The 25,547-nt window shown below is 35.8% G+C and carries 20 protein-coding genes; 6 read left to right on the top strand and 14 right to left on the bottom strand.

Annotated elements, in window-relative coordinates; genetic code table 11:
* Window positions 1-13: 13 nt before the first annotated feature.
* The 3 genes from BW983_RS11220 to BW983_RS11210 all read right to left on the bottom strand — a co-directional run bounded on the left by BW983_RS11220 (window position 14) and on the right by BW983_RS11210 (window position 4,640).
* On the bottom strand, window positions 14-772 hold the full coding sequence (locus tag BW983_RS11220; RefSeq protein ID WP_065395706.1) for a type III pantothenate kinase: 759 nt from the start codon (window positions 770-772) through the stop codon (window positions 14-16).
* 103 nt (window positions 773-875) lie between these two features.
* A complete protein-coding gene (locus tag BW983_RS11215) occupies window positions 876-2,714 on the bottom strand; it encodes a M1 family metallopeptidase (protein ID WP_076552040.1) in 1,839 nt (612 codons plus the stop codon).
* Window positions 2,715-2,948: 234 nt separating this feature from the next.
* Window positions 2,949-4,640 carry a DUF6909 family protein gene (locus tag BW983_RS11210; protein ID WP_076552039.1) on the bottom strand — a complete coding sequence of 564 codons (1,692 nt, stop codon included), beginning with the start codon at window positions 4,638-4,640 and terminating at the stop codon, window positions 2,949-2,951.
* Window positions 4,641-4,946: 306 nt separating this feature from the next.
* Here BW983_RS11210 and BW983_RS11205 point away from each other — a divergent pair, with 306 nt between their 5' ends.
* Both BW983_RS11205 and BW983_RS11200 read left to right on the top strand, forming a co-directional pair.
* Window positions 4,947-7,142, top strand: a complete 2,196-nt coding sequence (locus BW983_RS11205; protein ID WP_065395703.1) for a glutamine synthetase III family protein — start codon at window positions 4,947-4,949, stop codon at window positions 7,140-7,142.
* A gap of 498 nt (window positions 7,143-7,640) precedes the next feature.
* Window positions 7,641-8,351 carry a C40 family peptidase gene (locus tag BW983_RS11200; protein WP_076552038.1) on the top strand — a complete coding sequence of 237 codons (711 nt, stop codon included), beginning with the start codon at window positions 7,641-7,643 and terminating at the stop codon, window positions 8,349-8,351.
* Window positions 8,352-8,570: 219 nt separating this feature from the next.
* On the opposite strand, the gene BW983_RS11195 is transcribed toward BW983_RS11200, so the two are convergent.
* The 6 genes from BW983_RS11195 to BW983_RS11170 all read right to left on the bottom strand — a co-directional run bounded on the left by BW983_RS11195 (window position 8,571) and on the right by BW983_RS11170 (window position 14,910).
* A complete protein-coding gene (locus BW983_RS11195; RefSeq protein ID WP_076552037.1) occupies window positions 8,571-9,152 on the bottom strand; it encodes a pentapeptide repeat-containing protein in 582 nt (193 codons plus the stop codon).
* An 82-nt stretch (window positions 9,153-9,234) separates the two neighbouring features.
* The gene (gene rodA / locus BW983_RS11190) at window positions 9,235-10,464 is read right to left on the bottom strand and encodes a rod shape-determining protein RodA (RefSeq protein ID WP_076552036.1); all 1,230 of its coding nucleotides are present in this window, start codon (window positions 10,462-10,464) and stop codon (window positions 9,235-9,237) included.
* On the bottom strand, window positions 10,461-12,506 hold the full coding sequence (locus BW983_RS11185; RefSeq protein ID WP_076552035.1) for a peptidoglycan D,D-transpeptidase FtsI family protein: 2,046 nt from the start codon (window positions 12,504-12,506) through the stop codon (window positions 10,461-10,463). The genes rodA and BW983_RS11185 overlap by 4 nt, the downstream gene beginning before the upstream one ends.
* Window positions 12,503-13,009, bottom strand: a complete 507-nt coding sequence (locus BW983_RS11180; protein WP_065395698.1) for a rod shape-determining protein MreD — start codon at window positions 13,007-13,009, stop codon at window positions 12,503-12,505. Before BW983_RS11180 ends, BW983_RS11185 begins: the two co-directional genes overlap by 4 nt.
* Window positions 13,002-13,856, bottom strand: coding sequence for a rod shape-determining protein MreC (mreC, locus tag BW983_RS11175; RefSeq protein ID WP_076552034.1), 855 nt, complete (start codon window positions 13,854-13,856; stop codon window positions 13,002-13,004). The genes BW983_RS11180 and mreC overlap by 8 nt, the downstream gene beginning before the upstream one ends.
* A gap of 28 nt (window positions 13,857-13,884) precedes the next feature.
* On the bottom strand, window positions 13,885-14,910 hold the full coding sequence (locus BW983_RS11170) for a rod shape-determining protein (RefSeq protein WP_002982450.1): 1,026 nt from the start codon (window positions 14,908-14,910) through the stop codon (window positions 13,885-13,887).
* A gap of 363 nt (window positions 14,911-15,273) precedes the next feature.
* Here BW983_RS11170 and hemA point away from each other — a divergent pair, with 363 nt between their 5' ends.
* Genes hemA through hemE form a run of 4 tightly spaced genes read left to right on the top strand, consistent with a single transcriptional unit; the run spans window position 15,274 to window position 19,263 of the window.
* On the top strand, window positions 15,274-16,548 hold the full coding sequence (gene hemA / locus BW983_RS11165) for a glutamyl-tRNA reductase (RefSeq protein ID WP_076552033.1): 1,275 nt from the start codon (window positions 15,274-15,276) through the stop codon (window positions 16,546-16,548).
* Window positions 16,535-17,443, top strand: coding sequence for a hydroxymethylbilane synthase (hemC, locus tag BW983_RS11160; protein ID WP_076552032.1), 909 nt, complete (start codon window positions 16,535-16,537; stop codon window positions 17,441-17,443). Before hemA ends, hemC begins: the two co-directional genes overlap by 14 nt.
* Window positions 17,444-17,503: 60 nt before the next feature.
* Window positions 17,504-18,187, top strand: a complete 684-nt coding sequence (locus BW983_RS11155) for a uroporphyrinogen-III synthase (RefSeq protein WP_076552031.1) — start codon at window positions 17,504-17,506, stop codon at window positions 18,185-18,187.
* Between the two features lie 44 nt (window positions 18,188-18,231).
* Complete coding sequence (gene hemE, locus BW983_RS11150) at window positions 18,232-19,263, top strand: uroporphyrinogen decarboxylase (RefSeq protein WP_076552030.1); 1,032 nt, start codon at window positions 18,232-18,234, stop codon at window positions 19,261-19,263.
* Window positions 19,264-19,354: 91 nt separating this feature from the next.
* On the opposite strand, the gene BW983_RS11145 is transcribed toward hemE, so the two are convergent.
* The 5 genes from BW983_RS11145 to BW983_RS11125 form a co-directional block, all read right to left on the bottom strand.
* Window positions 19,355-20,575, bottom strand: coding sequence for an aminotransferase class V-fold PLP-dependent enzyme (locus BW983_RS11145; protein WP_076552029.1), 1,221 nt, complete (start codon window positions 20,573-20,575; stop codon window positions 19,355-19,357).
* Between the two features lie 301 nt (window positions 20,576-20,876).
* Window positions 20,877-21,530 (bottom strand): 50S ribosomal protein L25/general stress protein Ctc, encoded by a 654-nt coding sequence (locus BW983_RS11140; RefSeq protein WP_076552028.1) that lies wholly within the window; start codon window positions 21,528-21,530, stop codon window positions 20,877-20,879.
* 55 nt (window positions 21,531-21,585) lie between these two features.
* Window positions 21,586-22,524 carry a ribose-phosphate pyrophosphokinase gene (locus BW983_RS11135; RefSeq protein WP_076552027.1) on the bottom strand — a complete coding sequence of 313 codons (939 nt, stop codon included), beginning with the start codon at window positions 22,522-22,524 and terminating at the stop codon, window positions 21,586-21,588.
* A gap of 86 nt (window positions 22,525-22,610) precedes the next feature.
* Window positions 22,611-24,059 carry an SGNH/GDSL hydrolase family protein gene (locus BW983_RS11130; protein ID WP_076552026.1) on the bottom strand — a complete coding sequence of 483 codons (1,449 nt, stop codon included), beginning with the start codon at window positions 24,057-24,059 and terminating at the stop codon, window positions 22,611-22,613.
* 15 nt (window positions 24,060-24,074) lie between these two features.
* The gene (locus BW983_RS11125; RefSeq protein ID WP_076552025.1) at window positions 24,075-25,313 is read right to left on the bottom strand and encodes an OmpP1/FadL family transporter; all 1,239 of its coding nucleotides are present in this window, start codon (window positions 25,311-25,313) and stop codon (window positions 24,075-24,077) included.
* Between the last annotated feature and the right edge of the window lie 234 nt (window positions 25,314-25,547).

Raw genomic sequence — 25,547 nt, 5'->3', positions numbered from 1 at the left:
TTAATGATATTACTTATAAATCCTTTCCAAGGAAATAAAGCCCTTTCAGAGTATGAAGTCTATCCATCACATGAATTTTATCTGTTAAAGGCTTATAAACATGTGAAACCCCTCCTGTCGCTACAACGAAACAGTCTTCATTCACTTCATCGTTAATACGATCAATAAATCCTTCTACCATTCCAAGGAAACCATATACCATTCCGCTTTGCATGCAGGTAACGGTATCTAACCCTAAAACTGTTTTTGGTTTTTTAAGTTCTATTTCCGGAAGTTGCGCCGTCTGGCTGATGAGAGAATTTAAAGAAGTAACAATTCCCGGAGCAATAATCACTCCTAATGTTTCTCCGGTTTCAGCAACACAGCTTGCGGTAAGAGCGGTACCGAAATCAATAACGATTTTCTTTTTATTAGGATACAGATTGTGAGCTGCTACAAGATTGGCATAGATATCTGTTCCCATTTGCTTTGATTTTGCCACTACAGCTGACGGAGTGGTTCTATCAACAATAACCGGAGTAATTCCGTGAATTTTCTTAATTCCAGAGCTCATCACTTTGGTAAGCTGAGGTACCACAGATCCGATAATTACTTTATCAATTTCTTTAGGTTCTACCTTATAAGTCTGATAAAGCATCAGCATCTGTACATACAGTTCATCAGCCGTTCTGTAAGGCTTCGTGTTGATTACCCAGGAAATATCACAATTATCGCCATTAAAAAGACCAAATCTGATATTACTGTTTCCTACGTTTATTACAATTGAATTCATTTATATTTTAGCAGGCTATGATTTGAAAAAATTTGAATCCCAAATTTATAAAAAAATAAAAGGAGTACTTCCAAATACTCCTTTTATCTATATGTTTATCTTTTTATTTTACTTCTACAAAGTTATCTTCAGGATTTACGTCAGCAATTCTCTGGCTGAAATCAATCCCTAAAGCCGATAATTGAGATTTGTTATATGGAACAGTGATTGTATATTCCTTTTGCGTCCATGCCCAGTATGGCATTGTTTTAAACTCACCATAGATATCTTTTTCTTTCCATGTATGGGTCATATTTAACGGAATCTGATAAGTAACCACTTTTTTATCCTTAGTCATTACACTGAAATCTATAGGCATTGGAACTTGCCCTTTGTTGATCAACGTAATCGTTGTAGACTTATCATCATATTTTACATCTTTAATTCCGTAATCAATTGTCTTAGTAGTATTAATCCAGTAATTATGGAACCATTTCAAATCCATTCCTGACACTTTTTGAGCAATATGAAGGAAATCTCTGTCTGAAGGATGTTTCATACTCCACTGATCATAATATTGCTTTAATGTTTCTGCAAGATTCTGCTCACCCATGATGTAACCTAACTGTACAAGATACAATTCTCCTTTTACATAAGATGCATATGTGTAAGCTGTTCCGTTGTCATGGTGATCTCCTAACCATACGGCAGGTTCTTCGATTCCTTTTTTAACAAAGTTTCTGTAAGCATTCAATCTTTCAATGAAAGGATTTGGTAGTTGTTCAGGGAATAACTGGTACATAGTGTAGCCTTCTGCGTAGCTTGTAAACCCTTCATCCATCCACGGACGTACAGATTCATTCGTAGCAAGCATTTGCTGATACCAAGAGTGAGACCCTTCGTGAGCCATTAAGCCCATTAAGTCTTTAATATTTTTAGCTTCTCCAAGAATCATCGTACACATTCCGTACTCCATTCCGCCATCACCTCCTTGAATGAAAGCATACGTAGGATATACATATTTCCCAAAATGATTGTTCATGATCTGGAAATACTTGGTGATATAAGGCTGAGATTCTCCCCAAGCTTTAGTTTTATCATTTTTCTGATATACCAAATAGACTTTAGGACCTTCCGGAACATTGAAACTTTCTACAGAATAATCTCTGTCTGCACTCCATGCAAAATCAAGGATATTTTTTGCAGTCCATTTCCAGGTTGTTTTTTTGTCTTTTTCTGTTTTTATCTTAGCTGCGGCATCATATCCCTTTACCTCTGTTGGGTTTTCAAGGATACCACCAGCACCTACTACATAGTCTTTATTAATTTTAATGGTTACATCAAAATCTGAGAATGGTGCATGAAACTCTCTTCCCAGATAATCAAAAGTAGCCCATCCGTCATAATCATATTCTGCAATTTTTGGATACCATTGCGTCATCGTCATATCTACTCCTTCTCTGTTGTTTCTCCCACTTCTTCTGATCTGCTGAGGAATTACAGCATCCCAATCCATCGTAAAAATTGTTGTAGAATTTGGTTTAATAGATTCTGCAAGATAAACCTTCATAATAGTTTCCTGAACTTCAAATTTCAGATCCTTCCCGTTCTGTTTTATCCAGTGAATATTTTGGGAACCTTCCTGATCTTTCGGAATAGAAGAAAGTGTTGAAATACCGTTTTTTTGCAATCTTCCGTCACCATTTTTCCCTTGCGAAGACACTCTCTGATCCATCATGGAATTTGGCTTAAAAGCATTCCAATACAGGTGGAAATATACCACATTCAACTCATCGGGTGAGTTATTCGTGTATTCTAAGGTTTGTTTTCCCTGGTAGGTAAATTTTTCAGCATTCACATCGATATCCATCTTGTACTTTGCAGCCTGCTGATAATAAGCTCCTTGCTGAGCATGAAATTGTGAAATGATAAACGCAAAAATGATTGCAGCCGATTTTCTCATTTAAAATTTTATTTTTTTCTAAAGGTAGGTATTTTAAACAAAACCCTCAAACGTGGAGTTATAACAGGGTTTTTGTTCTCTTTTTAATATGATTTTAGATACTTTTTTATTTGATTTGTTAAATAAGATTGTGTCTTTTTTAAATCCTTACTTATTTTACAGAGAATAAAGTGGCAACAAAAAAACCTCAGCTATAGAAACAGCTGAGGTTTATATTTTAATAGAAAATTAAGATTACTTCTTTGCAGAAGCTTCTTTTTTCCCGCTTCTTAAAATCTTTTCAAGAATTCTTAAAGTAATCAGATAAGTTGGTTTTACACCCGTAAGACCTAAACCACCTGAAGATAATGTACTTCCTGTCTCCAAAGGATTATCCGAAGCATAATAAGCATAACAAACGAATAAATCCGGTGAGATATGATGTCTGATCTTAGATGCTACCTGAATTGCTTTCTGGTAATGCGCTCCTTCCATTTCAAGACCTATAGCCTTCCAAGAAGTATTCATAAAGTAGGAAAGAATGTCTTTATTCTGAAGTGATGTTCCTAAAACTGTAATCATAGGACCTTCAAAAGCTTTCAGCTCATCATCTACAAAATCATCAAGCTTCAATGCATTTTCAAAAGGATAGTTATCTGCAGTTCCTTCAAAAATATGAGAAGTCGGAATCATGATATCTCCTTTTTCTCCTGTAAGAATCCCTGCTTTCCCCATAATAGACACAGATTTCACATGCATCATGTATACCTCTCCTTTATGTTCAAAAGGTTTCAACAGCTCATCCATTACTTCAAAAGCCTGCTCTCCGAATGCATAGTCAAATACCATCACAACATCATCTCCGGAAAACTTACAATCTGCAAATGGAGTATTCTTTAGGTTCATTTTGCTAAGGTCAATGATCTGAACATCGATATTACTTCCGCTTTTATCTGCAATATGAATCATTCCTTCATCTAAAGCATACTTCAATACTTTATCACGAAGGTCTTTCTTATTTGAAATTTCTTCATACAGTTTATAATCCACCTCATTATTATGCTTCTTTTTAAGAGCCTCATTGGCATACAGCATATTTTTTACCGAGTGCATATTTGCCGAAATAATATGTAATGGACGCATGTGAAGATTATTCTCAAATAAAACTTCTTTTACTTTATTCGCCCATTTCTCACCAAAATAGTGATGTCCTACTCTTTCTTTTAATATAGCACTGAAATAAATTTCTCTTTCTCTGGCACCTTTAGCATCTTCAAGACTTACTTTACCAAGGTTGTAGATGATCTTGAATAAACGGTCAGGATTATTATCATCACCAAAAGTATTATAAGCTCTTAATGTTTCATCAAAAGATCTACCTATTAAAGAAGAAAGGTGGATCAATGCCACTTCTTTTTCTTTTCTGCTGAATTTCTTTTCTCCCTTTACTACCTCTTCAATAATCTTAAAAGCACGTGTAGGCTTCCAGTTTTCATCTTGGATGAATGCCAGGTGACGGATTTTATCTGCTTCTATAAATAGGAACGTAAGGTGGGTAAGAATGTCATAAATTTCAGAACGTCCCAAAAGAACTTCTATATTCATCTGGTGTTCGTCTATTCTATAACAGTTTCTTCTTCTCTTTTTTGGAACAATAGGTTCGAAACTTCCTTTATCAAACCCTTCATCTGATGTAAGATGAATAAAAGCACATTCCTCAATCCCTTCCGGAAGCCTGTCTAATACATACATTAAACCATCAAGTTCAAGTTTACTTGGAATATTCATGGTTCCATAAATTTCCGGATTGATGGTTTTCAACAAGCTTCTGATACTTTCTCCTGAAACCCCAGCCGGCTTGAAAAATCCTCTATAAAATAAGTGTCTCATAGAGATATATAGTCTTTCAATAGCTTCTGTTGTTTCTCTTGCTCTAGAATTTGTCATAAAATAAATTTCACACAAATATACAAAATCTTTGCCCATTTTATTTTAACTATCTTTTAATTAAACCACCTTATTCGCACAGGATTCCATGATGTATCATGTAAAATGTATTTACCAGACTCGTCTCTTTTAAAAGTGCCTTGGATATTCAGCTTTAAACAAGAAACAACAGACAACCCCTATCAAAAACACACCAAACAATTGTTTAATTTGTGTAAAATTTGAAAACACCCCTAAATTTTTTAGGGTCAAATCATTTTCGTTTCATTTTTTTTGTAAATTTGCCCTATCAAAATTCATCCAAATATGTCAACCTTAAGATTCAAAGCATTAGAAACCCTTCCATTTAAGGATTTCAGAAAAGACAACAATGTCGAAATCCCAGCGAAATTGTCAGAACTATTCTGCCAAAATGTTTTCTCAGAAGAAACAATGAGAGAATATTTAACGAAAGAAGCATTCCAGTCTATTATGGATGCAGTAAAAAAAGGGACTAAAATCCAGAGGCACATTGCAGATCAGGTTGCTGTAGCAATGAAGGATTGGGCAATGAGCAAAGGAGTAACTCACTATACTCACTGGTTTCAGCCTTTGACAGGTACTACTGCTGAAAAGCATGATTCATTCTTTACACCTATTGAAGGAGGTAGAGCAATCGAAAGATTCAGTGGAAACTTATTGATCCAACAGGAACCGGATGCATCTTCTTTCCCGAACGGAGGAATCAGAAATACTTTTGAAGCAAGAGGATATACTGCTTGGGATCCTACATCTCCTGCATTTATCATGGGAACAACTTTATGTATTCCATCGATCTTCATTTCTTATACGGGAGAAACATTAGATTATAAGGCTCCATTATTAAGAGCTTTGAATGCTGTAGATGAGGCTGCAACTAATGTAATGCAGTATTTTGATAAAAATGTAACGAAAGTAACTCCTACTTTAGGTTGGGAGCAAGAATATTTCCTGGTTGACTCAGCATTATACCAATCTCGTCCTGACCTTGTATTAACAGGAAAGACTTTATTAGGACATTCTCCTGCAAAAGGACAACAATTGGATGACCACTATTTCGGTTCTATCCCGACAAGGGTAATGAACTTCATGAAAGAATTGGAAATCGAATGTATGAAGCTTGGAATTCCTGCAACAACAAGACACAATGAGGTAGCTCCAAACCAATTTGAGCTGGCTCCAATGTTTGAAGAAGTAAACGTTGCTGTGGATCACAACTCTTTATTGATGGATATCATGGCGAGAGTGGCTCACAAACACCACTTCCACATCCTTTTCCACGAAAAACCATTTGCTGGTGTAAACGGAAGCGGGAAGCACAACAACTGGTCTTTAGCTACTGACACTGGGGAAAACCTATTAAGCCCAGGAAAAAACCCTAAGAAAAACCTACAGTTCTTAACATTCTTCGTGAATACTATTAAAGCTGTACATGAATATGCAGACCTTTTAAGAGCAAGTATTGCCTCTGCAAGCAACGATCACAGATTAGGTGCCAACGAAGCTCCACCGGCAATTATTTCTGTATTTATCGGAAGCCAGTTATTCAGCGTTTTAGAAGAACTTGAAAAAGTAACGAACGGAAAACTATCTCCGGAAGAGAAAACAGAATTAAAATTAAATGTTGTTGGAAAAATTCCTGAAATTCTATTAGATAACACAGATAGAAACAGAACTTCTCCATTTGCATTTACAGGAAATAAATTTGAGATCAGAGCCGTAGGATCATCTGCAAACTGCGCAGAATCTATGACGGTAATGAATACGATTGCCGCAAAACAGCTTAATGATTTCAAAAAAGAAGTTGATGCTTTAATTGAAACAGGTCTTAAGAAAGACGAAGCTATCTTTAATGTATTGAGAGAATACATCAAGCAGTGTAAAAACATTATGTTTGAAGGAGATGGATATTCTGATGACTGGGCAAAAGAAGCCGAGAAAAGAGGATTGAACAACCTTAAAACAACTCCTGAAGCTTTAAAACAGGAAATGGACAAAAAATTCCTTGACCTTTATGAGGAAATGGGAATCTTTAACCACAGAGAAGTTGAAGCAAGAAACGAAATCAAATTAGAAAAGTACTCTACTGTAATCGATATCGAAGCGAGAGTATTAAGTGATATCGCAAGAAATCACATCATTCCTTCAGCTTTAAATTATCAGAACAGATTAATTGAAAACGTAAAAGGTCTTAAAGAAATCTTTGGAGATAAAGAATTCAAATCTTTAGCAAAAGAACAAATGAGCTTAATTACCAGCATTTCTGAAAATGTTTCTATAATTAAACTTGGCGTTGAAGAACTTCTTAAAGCCAGAGAAGCAGCAAAAAGCATAACAGACAGCCAAAAGCAGGCAGAAGCATATTGTAACAAAGTAAAACCTTTATTTGACGGGATCAGAGATGCTTCTGACAACCTTGAAATGATGGTAGATGACGAGCTTTGGCCGATGACAAAATACAGAGAAATGTTGTTTACAAAATAACATCTGTAAAGTTCCATATTAGTTTAAATTCCTCGGTTTTTCCGGGGAATTTTTATTATATCCCAGACCAATTCTATTTGTTAATATTTATAGTTTGTTAAACAAAAACATTAATTCAAATTCTATTCATACAGTAATATGAGATATAATTTGGGAAAATAACCGAAACAACGCTAAAAGCACTATCAATACAATGTTTTCATTAAATTCATTTTGTTTTTTTAACAGCCCTGAAAATTAGAGTTTTAGATCACAAATCCCGATTTATAGAAGAATATCGATAGAGTTTGTTAAAGAATCTTAATAAAAAAAACCGCACACTTACCAAAAATAGGCTGTTGCGGTTTATTTTTCTTTAACATATGTAATTAATATGTTAAATAGTGTTAAAATAAGTTCCTGACAATTATCATATCAGGGGTCTTTTGCTCGGAATCTCTACTTTTGTAATGCTTTTGAAAATAAATATTCCTTTTTAACACGGATAATCAAATATATATGAAGAAAAGAGTTTTGTTTTATTTAGTTGCTTTAGTTACTACAGTATCATTGCAATCGTGTGCTACAAATTATGTGGTTTCAAAACCAGCAACTTACACAAAAGAATACAAAACAGATGCCAAACTAGCTTCTATAGATAACAAAAAAATGGAGCAGGATAAGCAGAAACTTATCGACTCTTTCTTAGCTGAAAAGGCTGCATCTATAGCAAATGCTAAAAAAGCAATTAAGAATTCTGAGATTGCAAAAGCAATCAAATATAATAAAACCATTGATGGTATTCTTACTGAAGCTGAAACATACCTAGGAACTCCTTACAGATATGGAGGAACTACAAGAAGAGGTATTGATTGTTCAGCTTTTGTTCTTTCTGTATTCGGAGCTGCTGCAGGTCTTACTTTACCAAGAGTAGCTGCTTCTCAGGCTCAGGAAGGTGAAAGAATTGAAAAAGAAAACCTACAGAAAGGAGATTTGATTTTCTTTTCTCACGGAAGAAGAATTTCTCACGTAGGTATTGTAGAAAGTGTTACTGAAGAAGGAGAGATTAAATTTATCCACGCAGCAACCTCTAAAGGTGTAATGGTTTCTTCACTTAATGATTCTTATTGGGGACCTAAATACAGATTCGCAAAAAGAGTAATTAACGAACAAGGAGAAGCTTACAACAACCTAGCCGCTGTTACTTCAGCTACACCAGCAAATTTTTAATTTTATAAATAATTGATTTAAATAATGAAGCCATCAAGATTTTGATGGCTTTTTTATGTATCATACTTCCTATTAAATTTTGGCTAAAGCCAATGGAACATATTGATATAAAAAAGTGAGCTAAATTCCTCTTTTATTGAATTTGATGATTAACGGTTAAATACCTTTGGTTAAAAAAGGGTTTCAGAAATATCAGCAACCAGCATCAGCCTTTAGAACCTAGCCATTCCTGTCTATTTCAATATCTAGCTTATACAGGAGTCCATGTACTTCTGAAAGCGAAAACTTAGCCTTTTTAAGCTTATTTAAAGCAGGATCTATCATATAATTGACTGATGTTCTCAAATCTGCCTTCTCAAGGTTAGTAGTATCGAAAACTGCGCCTGAAAGATCACAGCCAAAAATTATTGAATTAGATAAATCGGAATCCGTAAAGTCAACTTCAATCAGTCTGGAATTATTAAAAACTGTTTTTCTGATTGTCGTTTGATAGAAAGTTGAATTATTAAGAATACAGCCATCAAATCGGAAAGACAAACCAAATCGATTACAATCACTGAACTGCAGACCAAGCATTTTACATTCTTTAAATATAATATCTCGAAATGCTGTTCCTGCAAGCCTTGCCATACTGAGATTACATTCTATAAATTCACAACCTGTAAAGCTGAAGCCTGATAAATCCACAAATTCAAGATTGCAGTTTCTAAACGTACAGTTTTCATATTCTCCTTTTTCCAAAGGAAGCTGAGTAAAATCTGTACTTTCAAAGTTTTGATCTAAGACATAAGCTTCTTTCATAATAGAATAAATGATTAATGGATACAATGATACTCTCCGCTAAATACGGAAATAAGATAACTTTTAATTTTAAGTCTGAAAATTATACTAAACTGTTTTTGTCAGAATAATTAAGTTTAAAGAAAATAAAGGTCATAATAGAAAAGGCAAGTAAAGAACTTCCTCCATAACTAAAATAAGGAAGGGGAATCCCTACCGTTGGAAAAAGCCCCATAACCATCCCTAAATTGATCGAAAAGTGCATTAAAAGAATCGAAGCAAAGCAATACCCAAATACACGATTAAAAGTGGATTTCTGTCTCTCAGCAAGATAATAGATTCGTCCAATATATACCATATAACACAAAACAAGAACGGCGCTTCCGATAAATCCCCATTCTTCGCCTACAGTACAAAAAATATAATCGGTTTCCTGCTCGGGAACAAATTTTCCCTGGGTAACGGAACCTTCTCGATATCCTTTTCCCATAAGCCCTCCGGAACCGATTGCTGTTTTAGAATATAATAAATTGTATCCCGATGTATCTCTGAATGCTTTTTCCCCTTTATAAAGAACCTCAATTCTTTCTCTCTGGTGTTTTGGAAGTTTTTCTAAAATATATGGAGAACCGAATGCCAGTCCGCAAAGTAAAAGAATAGATCCTGAAATCCCTGAAATAGAGATTACATCCCAGGACATTCTATGATAATTCATAGCAATCAGAACACCGGCAATAATTAAAATAGCGGCAGCTACATATACTGGAGGAATTGCTAGAGCTACTAAAAAAACAGCAGCAAAAATAAAGCCTATCCCAAACAGCATTCCACTTAATCCTTCTCTGTACAAAGCGATAAAGAATGCAATAAATACCAACATAGATCCCACATCAGGAATAGCTAGCACTACAGCTGCCGGAACACCGATAATTCCTAAGGCTGTTAATAAAGACTTCCTGTTTTTGAGATTAAAGTCCGGTCCTGAAACATAGTTGGCAAGCATCAATGCAGTTCCGATTTTTGCAAACTCCACGGGCTGCATAGTAAAACTTCCGAATTTATACCAGTTCTTCTGCCCCAAGATTTCTTTACCAAAAGGGAAAAGCCCGATTAACAGCAAAACACCTCCTATGTAAATGATTCCAGCCATATTTTCAAAGAACTTACTTCTTCCTACAAATATGACCAATCCTACAAAAACGGATATACAGAAGAACATCAACTGTTTTTCTCCCAGCTTCTGATCAACACTGTAAATATTGGCAATGGCAAAAATGCAAAGCAGGAAATACAGTCCAAGACCTAGTTTATCTATTCCTTCTGTCCATTTCATTGCTTAGTAGGTTTTTTAGCAGTGTTATTATTTTTGGCTTCGTCTTCTATTTTCTTTTGAAGCTTGGCTTTTTGTTGTTTTACAAGCTCCAGGCTGTCCTTTATCCTTTTTTGCTTTATTGAATCCGGTTTAGGGTCTTTATAAAGTCCTTTACGTTTCAAATCTGCAATCCATTGTCTTTTGTATTCCGGCATGAAACTCGAGGTAATCATTTTCTTATACAGATTCTCTCTTTTCAGATCTCCGGTAATATATTTTTCAGCAATCACTGTACAAGCTGGTCCTGCCCACGTAGCACCAAATCCGGCGTGTTCCATTACTGCAACTACAACAATTTTCGGTTTATCGGCAGGAGCAATCAATACAAAGATGGAATTATCCTTTCCTTGTGGAACCTGTGCTGTACCTGTCTTAGCTAATTGTGTAAAATCATTGGATTTCAATCCTCTTGCTGTTCCTCTCAGAACTACGGCTTCCATCCCTTTTAAAACAGGATCAAAGTGTTTTGGATCTACCAAAGTCTGATGCTTAACCTTAAATCTTGGATCAGGATTTGCCTTTCCGTCAATTGCTTTTACGATATGAGGTGTGTAGTACCATCCTCTGTTGGCAATAGCAGCCACATAATTGGCCAGCTGAATAGGCGTTACCAAGACGTCTCCCTGTCCCATTCCATTATAAATAGCACCGGTTGACATTTCATCCCAGTTTTTAAAATCAGTTCTTTGGGATCCGCTTGCTTTCATGATGGCTTTAAACCTTTTTTCGTAAAAGTCTCCGGAAGGAATTCTACCCTTCGCTCCCACCGCAAAGTCATTATTTAAAAACTCTCCAACTCCAAAGCTGCTCATGATCTTTTTCCATTCATCAACACCTTTTGAGGGGTTTCCCGGATATTTTTTGATGATTGCAATAAATGCATATGTGAAAAAACAGTTACTGGAAACCTGAATAGAAGGGATTAGCGGATCTGCTCCACCATGACCTTTGATTCTTTTACCTTTATAGAAGAAACCTCCACCACAAGGGAAAATAGTCTTTTCATCCATTACTTCCATCTGCATAGCTGCCAAAGCAGTTAACAGTTTGAAGGTAGAACCTGGAGGATAGCCCGCCTGTAAAGAACGATCAAAAGTAGGCTTATTTTCATAAAGTGTATCTTTTGATAAGGCGTATAAATTTTTAGATTTATATGGTCCGGTAAATAGATTGGGATCAATATCCGGTCCGGTAGCAGCAACTAATACTTCCCCGTTATTAGGGTCGATAGCTACAATTGCTCCGTGTTTGTTAACCAGCATTTCTTCAGCGGTTCTCTGAAGATCGTAATCAATGGTTAAAGTAATGTCTTTACCGGTAATCACATCCTTATCCAGAGCTCCGTTTTTATAAGATCCGATGTTTCGTAGCCTGATATCTTTCTGAATGTACTTCATTCCTTTCACCCCACGAAGTTCCTTTTCATAAGATTTTTCTACTCCGGTTTTCCCGATAAAATCACCTGGTAAATAGTAAATTGAGTCTTTTTTAATTTCTCTTTCGTTTACTTCACTGGTATACCCTAAAAGGTTTCCGGAAGTAGAAACTTCATATTGACGCTGAGGTCTCTGTACAATATTAAATGCAGGATATTTAAAAATAATCTCCTGTACTCTTGCAATATCTTCTCTGCTGAGATCCTTTAAAAAAGTCATAGGAGTCAGCTTAGAATAGTATTTTTCTTTTTTAATAATATTGATCCTGTTGATGAAATCCGCTTTATTGATCTTCATCAGACTGCAAAAGCCTAATGTATCAAAATCAGGTTTCATTAAAGCCTGAGTAAAAGAAACTTCATAAGCAGGCTGATTTCCTACCATGATCTTTCCGTTTCGGTCAAAAATAACTCCACGTTGGGGAATTACATATTCAATTTTAATAGAAGTATTGGCTGCATTCAGCGCATAACGATCTGTAAACAACTGCAAATAAGCAAGCCTCGCCACAAAAATAAGGGCGATTACAACAAGGACGGAAAAGATTTTTAAATAACGTGTGTTCAAACTTTTTGTTTGATTTTAAATATTAATGCGTAAATAACTATAAATATAAATGAAATTACACTTGTCACCAACACATTAAATAATATTTCAAAAAACCTGCTAAACTTAAAGAACTCAATATACTGTACTAAAAGCTGATGCAGGAAAATACTTGAAAATAAAAACAGCAAAAACTGCGCCCATTGAAGGGACTGAAAAGAGAAAAAGTCTGTAGACGTATCTGTAGACGTCCTGAATATTAAGGTTCTAAAGTAAGCAATTAAGGTTGTTGCAAAAGCATTGATTCCCCATGAGTAAAGGAATCCATCAATAGCCAACCCCATTAAAAAGCTTAAAGCAAGAAATTGGAATTTATTTCTAAAGAAAGGATAAAACATGACGAACACAGGATATAATACCGGAGTATATTTCCCGAAAAGAGTAATCCTGTTCAATACAAAAACCTGTAATGCCACAAGAAAAATCATAATCAATATGTCGGTAAATAAAGTCCTGCTAATCATTTTCTTTTTTTATTACAGCTTGCATAGTATCCTGAATCTTCTGCACTTCTGCTTTCTTAAGATTCTTTACTACATACACTTTATTCAACGCTCCCATCTTTTCACTCAGCTCTACGGAAATATCCCAAAAGCCGGTTTTATTATCTACCGAATATCCTGCAATGGTTCCTATTGCCACTCCCTTCGGGAAGATCGCAGATTTCCCGTCTGTAACAACGGTATCACCTACTTTCAAAGCAACATATTTAGGAATATCAGCGAGGTGCATTACCCTTGAATTATCTCCATTCCAGGTTAAAGTACCAAAATATCCTGAGTTTTTCAGTGCTGCATTAATTCTGATCTTGTTTACACTTAATACAGATTGAACCAACGCATAGCTGTCAGTAGAATTAATAACGATCCCCGCAATCCCTCTTGGTGCCATTACCCCCATTTGTGGGAAAACACCATCTCTGCGACCACGGTTAATTGTAAAATAATTATTTCTTCTGTTGATACTGTTGAAAACAATTTCTCCATCAACAAAAGTATAGATCTGACCACCTCCGATAGTATCGTGAACTCTTTTGAAAACTGGATTTTTGGCCCCATCTTTTCCGTAGAGTTCAGTCATAAGGGCTTTATTCTGAACTACAAGATCTTCGTTGATCTGTTTTAGCTTCAGATAAGACACTCCTTCATCAATATATCCTGAAACCCACGAATTAAATGCAGCAGTTTGCCCGGCAATCCAGGATTTCTGCATGGCGTTTCTAGAGAATATCAGAACCAGAGCAATAATTTGCAGGAATATAAAGAAGACAAAGAGTGTGTTCTTCGAAAATAATCTCAGCAAAAATCCCATTCAGATATATAGTCGTAAAAAGTTAAAATTATTTAATTAAGAAATTGAATTTATCCATATTCTTAAGTGCAATACCAGTTCCGCGAACTACAGCTCTTAGCGGGTCTTCAGCTACAAATACAGGAAGACCTGTCTTTTTGTGAATTCTGTCCGCAAGACCTCTTAGTAACGCACCTCCTCCTGCTAGATAAATACCTGTTTTATAAATATCAGCTGCCAATTCCGGTGGAGTAAGAGAAAGTGTTTCCATTACAGCATCTTCAATTCTGATAATAGATTTGTCTAATGCACGTGCAATCTCTTTGTATCCAACCATAATTTCTTTAGGCTTACCAGTGATAAGGTCTCTACCTTGTACCGGGATATCTTCAATATCTACATCAAGATCTTCTACAGCTGAACCTACTTCAATTTTGATTCTTTCGGCAGTTCTTTCTCCAATGTAAAGATTATGGTGAGTTCTTAAGTAATAAGCAATATCATTTGTAAATACATCACCTGCGATTTTCACAGATTTGTCACATACAATACCTCCTAAAGCAACAACAGCAATCTCTGTAGTACCACCACCTATATCGATGATCATATTTCCTTCAGGCTTCTGTACATCGATTCCAACTCCTATAGCGGCTGCCATTGGTTCGTAGATCAATCTTACTTCTTTTGCGTTTACTTTCTGAGCGGAGTCTCTTACCGCTCTTTTTTCAACTTCAGTAATACCAGAAGGGATACAGATTACAATTCTTAATGCAGGCTGTATGAATTTACCTTTAATTCCAGGAATTTTTTTGATAAATTCCTTAATCATATGTTCAGAAGCGTGGAAATCTGCAATTACCCCATCTTTCAAAGGGCGGATTGTCTTGATATCCTCATGAGTTTTACCTTGCATATGTTTAGCCTGTTCACCCACAGCAATAGGTTTACCCGACGAACGTTCGATTGCAACAATCGAAGGTTGATCTATAACAATTTTATTATTATGGATGATAAGGGTATTAGCTGTTCCCAGGTCTATCGCAATTTCTTGCGTAAACATATCAAATAAACTCATATTTTTCTTCTGATTTTAAGTTTACAAAGATATAAATTTAAGACTACGAAAGAAATTTCCACACAACATAATTTGGTTAAAATTTTATTAAAATTTATAATTCTTTATTAACTTTCTGTTTAGACAATTACAGAGTTTGATTTCAACCAAAATTAACGAAGGATTTTGACCATGAAAACATGAAGAAAAACAAAGAAAACAAACAGCTCAATACACAGATTTAGAAAAAGACCTTTGCCAGCTTTACTTTTGAGCTTTTCATTTTGACAAAATTTACTTTTCACAATATAGTTTTTTACGATAATTATCATATACACTTTCAGAGGGTGATTAATTAAAAAAATCGTAAATTTGCGACTGCTTATGTTACAGTATTCCAACATCCATCAAACATCGAATTTTGCCGTGCTTTCTATCAGCTACGAAAAGGCTGATGTAGAAACGAGAGGAAAATTTGCATTCTTTGATGAAAACATCAAAAACTTTGTCTCCAGGGTTCATAACGAAGATCTGGGAGATGCATTTGTGGTTTCCACATGTAACAGGACCGAAATCTATACAACATCTTCCAATTATCTTTTAGTGGCTGAAGAATATTGCAAAACTATCGGAGTAAACCTTACGGATTTTCTTCAGTTTGCCAATATCCTTACCAAAGAAGAGGCTTTGATTCACCTTTTCAGAGTAGCAGCCGGACTTGAGAGTCAAATCATTGGAGATTTTGAAATTATCGGGCAGATCAAAAAAGCATACAACCGTTTCAAAAAGGAAAGACAGAATTCTAATCCTTATCTGGAAAGAGCGATTAATGCCGCGATTCAGATTTCAAAAAGGATCAAGAATGAAACCGGAATTTCTAATGGAGCGGCATCTGTTTCTTATGCAGCAGTTCATTATATTTTAAACAGCCAGAAGAGAATTACTGAAAAAAACATTCTTCTTTTAGGCGTTGGTGAAATCGGGCAGAATACTGTCGATAATCTGGTAAAACATGTTTATCAGCCAAAAATTAAAATTGCGAACAGAACTCAGGAGAAAGCAGAAAAGATTTCCGAGAAATATAATATTCCTCACGTTGATTATTCTGATTTTGACAAGGAATTAAAAAATACAGACATTCTTATCGTTGCAACGGGAGCAAAACACCCTATTATCAATCGGTCTCATTTCCCTAACGGAAAGGAAACATTAGTGATTGATCTTTCTATTCCACATAACGTTGAAAAGAATGTGACGGAAAATGAAAATGTAACGCTCATTGATGTGGATGAGCTTTCAAAACAGATCCAGGAAACAATTCAGCAAAGAGAAAGAGAAATTCCAAAAGCTGAAAAAATTATCAAGGAACTGATGAAAGACTTCATTGAATGGGAGAAAAAAAGAAAACTAGCACCAAATATTCATCATTTCAAAGCGGTTTTAAAGAACATGGAACGCAATGAAATGCATAACTTTTATAAGAAAAACAAGTATATAGGTATCACGGATATGGAACTTTCAGACAAAATGATTCAGAAAATCACCAACCGTTTTGCAAAATATATCATAGACAATCCTTTAAAAGCTGAAGAAATTAGTAAATTAATGCACGAAATATTAGTTGAACAACCAAACAACGAATTCAATGAAAAGCATTAGAATCGGAACAAGAAATTCCGCACTTGCACTTTGGCAGGCTAGAGAAGTCGCGAGACATCTTCAGAACAATAATTATTTAACGGAAATCGTTCCTATCGTTTCTTCTGGCGATAAGAACCTTAATCAACCATTATATTCACTGGGTATCACAGGGGTTTTCACAAGAGACCTTGATGTAGCCTTATTGAATGATGAAATAGATATTGCCGTTCATTCTTTAAAGGATGTTCCTACTCAATTACCTCATAATATTGAGATGATTGCTTATCTGGAAAGAGATTACCCTCAAGATATCCTGATCAGAAAAGAATCAGCTAAAAATAAAGAACTTCACGAACTTAAACTTGCTACAAGTAGTTTGAGAAGAAGAGCTTTCTGGCTAAGACACTTCCCTACTACCGAATTTTCAGACATCCGTGGAAATATTCAGACTCGCCTTCAAAAACTTGAAGATGGAGATTTTGATGCTACCATATTATCTTTGGCAGGAATCAAAAGAATGAAAATGGAAATTGATTATGAAATGCTTCCGGTAATGATATCTGCACCATCACAAGGCGTAATTGCCGTTGCAGGACATTCTGATAAGCCAGAGATCAATGAAATACTGAAACAAATCAACCACGCACCTACTCAGATCTGTGTAGAGATCGAAAGAAACTTCTTAAGCACATTAGAAGGAGGATGTACAGCACCTATCGGAGCTTTTGCTGAAATTATTGAAGATCAGATTCGTTTTACAGCATCGCTTTGTTCTTTAGATGGTAAAAACTGCATTGCTATCGATGAGAACTTCGAATATGATCCATCGGAAAATTTTGGAGAGAAGTTTGCGAAAGTTGTTCTTGAAAATGGTGGAAAAGAATTAATGGCAGAAATCAAAAGCCAAATCTAAGGGTTACCTTATATTTATCAATTCTTTTTTTATTTCTTTTCATTTTCTAACCCAACAGTCATGAAAATCTTATTTACCAAAAATATAGACCCGTCAATTATATCCAAAGAATTAGGAGAGGATATCTTGGTTGACTGTGTTGAGGTAATTAAGACCAAACCTATCATGATTAGCCCTTTTGATCTTAAAAACTACTCTCTGATTTTCACCAGCGTGAATGGCGTGGCTTCGTTTTTTAAAAACAGATTCAAGCCTAATGAAAATTTCACGGCAAAAAATTACAACAAGATTTACTGCGTGGGTGAAAAGACAAAGAAAGCGTTGAGAAGACACGGCTTTGGAACATTTAAGGTATTGAAAAATGCTGACACACTTTCCAGATTCATTATCGGAAACTGCCAGCACGAACAGTTTCTTCACTTTTGTGGTAACTTGGCGATCAATGTACTGGACAAGGAACTTCCGCTTCAGAATATTAAGTATAAAAAAATTACGATCTACAACACGGAGGAAATCAATCCTTTAATACCTGAAAAATATCATGCTGCAGTATTTTTTAGTCCAAGCGGAGTTCGTAGTTTTGCAAAGCAAAATTCCCTGAAAGAGATGAAGCTGTTTTCTATAGGAGAAACCACATCCGGGGAATTGAGAAAATATACCCATAATAATATTTTCACTTCTGAAGAAAACACCTTGACATCGATCTTCGGATTGATAAAAAAGGAAATTGGAAGTAGATTTTAAAATATCTGTTACCGGAAATGACGGTAATATTAGTTTAATAGATTATGATAAAAAACGACCTATATTTAAAAGCACTTCGCGGAGAAACCGTTGAAAGACCTCCTGTCTGGATGATGAGGCAGGCTGGAAGATATCTGCCGGAATTCATTGCTTTAAGAGACAAATATGATTTCTTTACAAGATGTCAGACACCTGAACTTGCTGCTGAAATTACATTACAACCTATCCGCAGATTTCCTTTAGATGCTGCGATTCTGTTTTCTGATATTTTGGTAGTTCCTCAGGCAATGGGAATCGATTTCAAAATGAAAGAATCCGTTGGTCCTTGGTTGGATACTCCGATCAGAACAATGGAACAGGTTCAGAATATCGAAACTCCGGATGTGAATGATACTTTAGGATACGTTTTTGATGCTATTGAACTTACTCTTCTGAAATTAGACAATGAAATACCATTGATCGGTTTTGCTGGATCTCCATGGACGATTCTTTGCTATTGTGTAGAAGGAAAAGGAAGTAAGGCATTTGATATTGCAAAATCTTTCTGTTTCCAACAACCTGAAGCTGCTCATTTATTACTTCAGAAGATCACTGATACGACTATTGCTTATTTAAAGAGAAAAGTAGAAAAAGGTGTTTCTGCGGTTCAGATTTTTGATTCTTGGGGTGGAATGCTTTCCCCAACAGATTACCAGGAATTCTCTTGGCAATACATCAATCAAATCGTTGAAGCATTAAGTCCGCTTACTCATGTTGTCGTATTTGGAAAAGGATGCTGGTTTGCATTAGAAGACATGACGATGTCTAAAGCGTCTGCTCTTGGTGTTGACTGGACAATCAAACCTGAATTCGCAAGAACTTTAACAAACCATACAATGACTCTTCAAGGAAACTTTGATCCTGCAAGGCTGCATTCTACTCCTGAAACAATCAAGAAAATGGTTACTGAAATGATTAACCGTTTCGGAAAGGACAGATATATCGCCAACCTAGGACATGGTATTCTTCCAAATGTACCTGTAGAAAATGCAGAGGCATTCATCAGAGCCGTTGTGGACTGGAAACCAAACCTATAAAATAAAATTTAACTTTCAAAAAGAGAGTTTAGAATAAAAAAACAAAGCCCTATCATTACTGACAGGGCTTTGTTATATATTTTCTCTAAAACTAGCTTAACATTCTCTGAGCTTTTTTAACACCTTCTACCAAGGCATCAATCTCTTCAAAAGTATTATAAACAGCAAAACTCGCTCTTACCGTACCTGCAATATTAAAGAAGTTCATGATCGGTTGTGTACAATGGTGTCCTGTTCTCACTGCAATCCCCATTTTATCCAGGATCATTCCTACATCGGAAGAAATACCGATTCCTTCAAGATTAAAGGAAACTACTCCTGTTCTATGAGCTTTTTCACCGTAGATTTTAATTCCTTCAAGTTCTAAAAGCTGTCTTTGAGCATATTCCAATAATGCATTTTCATGATTCTGAATATTCTGATGACCCACTTTCTGCATAAAGTCAACGGCTGCACCTAAAGCAATATTCCCTCCTACGTTCGGAGTACCCGCTTCATATTTAAATGGAAGTCCTGCATATGTTGTTCCTTCAAAAGAACATGTTGCAATCATCTCTCCCCCTCCATGGAATGGCGGTAAGGCTTCAAGAATTTCACGTTTTCCGTACAAAACACCTGTTCCCATCGGAGCATACATTTTATGTCCTGAGAAAACAAAGAAATCACAATCCATTTTCTGAACATCAATATTGAAATGTGGAGCAGACTGAGCACCATCAATTACAATATACGCATCTGAATTCTTTCTGGTTTTAGCAATAATCTCTTCAATAGGATTTACAATTCCCAATGCATTAGAAACTTGGTTTACAGAAACAACCTTCGTTTTTTCGCTTAGAAACTGGTCAAGATAATCTAATTGAAGAACTCCATTTTCGTCAATAGGAATAACACGAAGTTTTGCTCCTGTTCTTTCACAAAGCATTTGCCATGGAACAATATTAGAGTGATGCTCAAGATATGAAATGATAATCTCATCGTCTTTCTGCAATTTTTGTGTTAAAATATAGGCAATAAGGTTCAACCCTTCTGTTGTCCCTTTGGTAAAGATTACTTCAAAATCATGTTCAGCATTAATGAACTTCTGGATCTTTCTTCTGGAAAGCTCCATTTCTTCTGTTGCTAATTGACTTAATGTGTGAATTCCTCTGTGAACATTAGCATTAAGCTCCGTATAGTATGCGTGACAGACTTCTAAAACCGAATTTGGCTTTTGAGATGTAGCTGCATTATCCAGATAAACCAATGGTTTACCGTTCACTTCTCTGTCCAATATAGAAAACTGGCTTCTTATTTCCTGAATGTCAAACATTTATTTATTTTTTAAATTAAAACGTTCTTATTTAGAACCCTTCAAATTTACGGCTTTTTTTTTGAAAGGAAGCATGGAGTTGAAGGGTGATAGTTGTCAGCTGATAGAAATATTCGATGGTTTATAATAAAGAAAGCTGATGAGGGAAGGGCAATCTAAGAAATATAAAATATTGTTTCAATAAAAACCTTACTACATTTACCTTCTCTACCTATCTAAACTCCTTTTATTTTTTATTGTCAATTCAATAAAAAAACCCGCCAAAAAATGACGGGTTCTATTTTGTTGAAATAAGCAATTCTTATTCTGCAGATTTCTCTTCTGTTGTTGGAACGTCAGGAGATTGAGTTGCAACTTCTTCTGCTTCTTCTTCATCTTCATCATCCATTGCAGCAGCACCACCTTTCATTGCATTTCTAGACATCTTAACAGCAACTACTACTGCGTTGTCTGGGTGCATGAAAGAATATCCTTCAGCTTTGATTCCTCCTACATAAAGTTTGTTTCCGATTCTCAATGGAGTAACATCAACAACGATTTCGTCAGGAAGGTTAGCAGGGATAGCTTTTACTTTTAGTTTTCTGAAAGACTGACGTAAAACACCACCAGCAACAACACCTTTAGAACGTCCTGTAATTCTTACTGGAACTTCCATAACAACTGGCTTATCGTCAGATAATTGATAGAAGTCAATGTGAAGAATTTTGTCCGTAATTGGGTGGAACTGAATATCTTGAAGAACAGCAGGAATAGTTTCCCCGTCAATTTCAATAGATACCGTGTGTGCTTCAGGAGTGTATACTAATCCTTTGAAAGCTCTCTCTTCAGCAGAGAAGTTTAAAGGTGCCTCACCTCCATAAACAACACAAGGAACTAATTCAGCATCACGTAAAGCTTTTGTAGACTTTTTGCCCACGCTTTCTCTTTTTGTACCTTGAATTGTAATAGATTTCATTTATAAAAATTTAAAAAATTGTTCTAATTTTAATTTGCAAACTATTTAAAATCAATTAAATAACAAATTTACTACTAATTGATTTGTGCTCATGAACCATTGTCATAACGTCCGCGAATAATGGGGCGCAAGATAGCACTTTTATTTTAGTTGACAAATTATTTTTAACAGGAATTGAGTCAGTTACAATAACTTCCAAGATTTTTGAGTTCTCAATATTCTCGTAAGCCTTTCCTGAAAGCACTCCGTGAGTTGCCATTGCTCTTACTGTTTTTGCTCCTTTTTCAATTAAGATGTCTGCTGCTTTACAAAGTGTCCCTGCAGTATCAATCATATCATCGATAAGGATTACGTTCTTTCCTGTCACATCCCCAATAAGGAACATTTCTTCTACAACATTTGCTTTCTTTCTTTCCTTATAAGCAATTACTACTTCTGCACCTAAGTGACCTGCGTAGTTTTTCGCTCTTTTTGCACCTCCCATATCCGGAGAAGCAATGGTAAGGTTGTCAAGATTTAAGGATTTAATATAATCAACGAAAATCGTAGATGCATAAAGGTGATCTACAGGAATTTCGAAGAATCCTTGAATTTGATCCGCGTGAAGATCCATTGTCATCACTCTTGTTGCTCCCGCTGCAGTAAGAAGGTTTGCAACTAACTTAGCACCGATCGGCGCTCTTGGTTTGTCTTTTCTGTCCTGTCTGGCAAGTCCGAAGTAAGGAATTACAACGGTAATGCTCTTTGCAGAAGCTCTTTTCGCTGCATCAATCATTAGAAGAAGCTCTAAAAGATTGTCTGCAGGTGGGAACGTAGATCCGATTAGGAAAACTCTTCCTCCTCTTACAGATTCGTCCAAAACAGGCTCAAATTCCCCGTCGCTGAACTCCTGAAAGTTGATTTTCCCTAATTCTTTCCCATAACTCTGGGCAATTTTCTCTGCCAAGTCCCTGCTGGTTCTTGTACAAAATAGATAACTTAACTGATCGGCCATTTTTACTTTTTAAAAGATTTTGCAAATTTAAAAAAAAACCACAAGATTTACTCCTGTGGTTTTTAAGTTTTTATTTAATCAAATAATTATGGGAATGTAACTCCTGAATATTTACTTGGATTTACCTGTGGTAATGTAGATTTATACCTCATGTTGATCGTCTTAATAAATTCATTTGCAACAATACCGTATCCTCTACCCGTAAGGTGAACTCCATCAAGAGAGAAAGCTCCTCCTGTAACGAATGCTGCAGTATATCTTACACCATCCCAGATAATTCCGGACTGAGAGTTTAGTTCTTTCATTTTAGCGTCCATATCTACAAAAGCCAGATTTTTATCTGTAGCTGCTTTCCTAATAGCTGCATTATATGCAGTGGTAGCTGTCAATACTTTTGCTGTTTCAACTTCAGTCAATACATATTTATCATCTAAAGGAACTGATGTTCCACCTCCTGCTTGTGGAGTAAGAACTTTACTTGCTGGTAAAAGAATTAAATCTTTAACTGTAGTTTGTCTGTATTTTGGAAGCCCAGGAACAGTTGATAAATCTTTATCTACAATAACAGCACCGTTAGCTACAGCACCTGCCGTAAACTTGATAAGTCTTTTCTGATATTCAGCATCATTGATAGCTCCTAAGCTTTTTGCCTGAAGCAAACCTGCATTATATGTAGCATATCCTGTATTCAATTGATTTACCTGAGCGTCCGTTAATCCAGTAAGTGGCATAGCCGGAACTCTTGTAAAGTAAGGAACATTGGTCACTGTCGGAATATTCGCAACGACACCCTTTCTTTTTGTTCCTGCAGGGAATAATTGATCTGCTAAAAATGCATATGTATTGCTAAATCCAACACCTACCGGTCCATCTACAGGAGTGATCGGTGCATTAGGATCTGCTCCGCCGGAAGTAGCATATAATAGGACGTCATTATTACCAATCCATAAAGAAATAAAAGTAGGATCTTGTTTTAAAGCATCTTTCACCACAGAAGTACCAGGTGTAGATGCAAATCTTACAAAATATGGATTTGCAGTAGGTGCAAGTGGATTCAATCCCGCAGGGTTTCCATATCCATCAGCCAATAAATGTGCTACTCTTGCCCCAGGCACCCCCATATTTTGGTACGGACCACCTGCTGTAACATTATCTAATGCTGCTGCTGGAGCACTTTCTACCGGCACTAAGCTTCCGTTAACCATCTGAAGAGTCAATTTTCCTGAAAAACCAGGAATTCCTGTAAACCCTCCTACATCATTAGGCATCATAGGTTGTTTGAAAGCTCCTCCACCTGCTAATTGCATTTGTCCTGCAATCATACTTGGATAAGATTCACTTTGTCCACTGCTATAAAGAGTACCGTCTCTATATCCTGCTGTCAATGAGTTTCCTAATGAAATATATCTTGAAAAATCCGCTTCTCCGCTTGTTACCTGAATATCTTTTACATCAGTATCAAAATCTGTTTTACAGCTGGATAGAGTAAAAAGAACTGCAGATACTGCGATTGTTGACATTATAATTTTTTTCATAGTCTTTCTTTTAATTTAAAAAGGGTTATAAGATAAACCTAGACCAAAGTAAAATGCTGTTGCCTTAGCCTGTCCATAAAATCCAATATTAGCATTGTTCACATCTCTGGACTTAGGCATTGCATATCCTCCTGCTACATCAATTCCGAATTGTTTCAACTTAAATCCTACCCCACCTGTAAGCACAAATGTATCGAATGAAGGTGTTTCAGGAATAAAATTATCTGTAGTATAAGGTGCCTCATCATAATAAGCTCCTAAACGTCCATAAATTATACTAGAGAATGCATACTGAGTACCCAATCTGAATGTTTTTGAATTTTTAAAATTCTTAGGGTTTACAAGAACCGTAGGATCTGAAGGTTGGTTTCCGATAGGTGCATTCGCAAAATCTAAAGTAAGTTTACTGTATCTTTCCCATCCGTGATAGTTAAAGTCTGCTGACACTAACCATTTTGGAGTAATCTTATACGTTAAACCAATTGTATACTCCTCAACTAAAGGAAGGGTTGCAGTGAAAGCATCCTGTCCCGCAGCGTTTAATTTTAATAAAGAATAAGGAGATTGTGTTGGGAATTTGAATGTAGCTGTTCCATTCTTTGCTTTCATATCGATTGCTGAACGGTACGCAATACTAACATCCAATTTTGGATCAGGTCTGAAATAGAAACCGAAACCATATCCATGTCCGCTTGCTTTTTCATCATTGATATTTACCTGTCCGCTGAATTGTGTAACAGCCTTATCCCAATCTACCTTTCCTCTAGCATAGATATAGCTCGCTCCGAAAGATACCCAATCCGCCAGTTTTACAGAAACCATTGGCTGGAAGTAGTAACTTTTCAGTTCCATTTTCTGTACAAGCTCTCTGCCTTCCCAGTTTTCAGGCCATTTAATTGTGCTTCCAAAAGGAGTTGAAAAACTAAAACCTACGGAAAGATTTTCTATTGGTTTATAAGTAATCGCTGCATAGATTGGGGTTCCTATTGGATTATCCGTCTCTGTACTCTGTAAGGTATTTAAGTTTTGAAAAGTAACTTTATTACCTGCGCCAAACCCTCCAGCTACTACACTCAGCTTTGTAGGGATAAATGACATACCCGCCGGGTTAAAGAATGTCACACTCGCATCTTCGGCATGAGCACTAGTATGCGCCATTGCCAATTGTTTTACCCCTTGCAAGGAAACTCTGAAGCCTCCCGCGTAAGATAGAACGCCCGCCAATAAAGCAGTTGATACTAATATTTTTTTCATAGACTATTATTATATAATTCAAATATAAAATTATTTTGAATACGTCTGTTAATATTTCCTAATATTTTAAACAATAAGCCAAAAGAAAACTATGTTTAAAATAACATCCTAAACATAATAAACCATAAAACAATATATAATAAGCATTTAATTAAACAATAAAACAAACATTATTCAACTGTTTAATATTAAACTATCGTTTAACAAAATCATGTTAATATTTTCCTAAAGCTT

This window comes from Chryseobacterium ureilyticum (assembly GCF_900156735.1).
GTDB classification, from domain to species: Bacteria; Bacteroidota; Bacteroidia; order Flavobacteriales; family Weeksellaceae; genus Chryseobacterium; species Chryseobacterium ureilyticum.
This window is presented reverse-complemented; position numbering and strand designations above follow the sequence as displayed.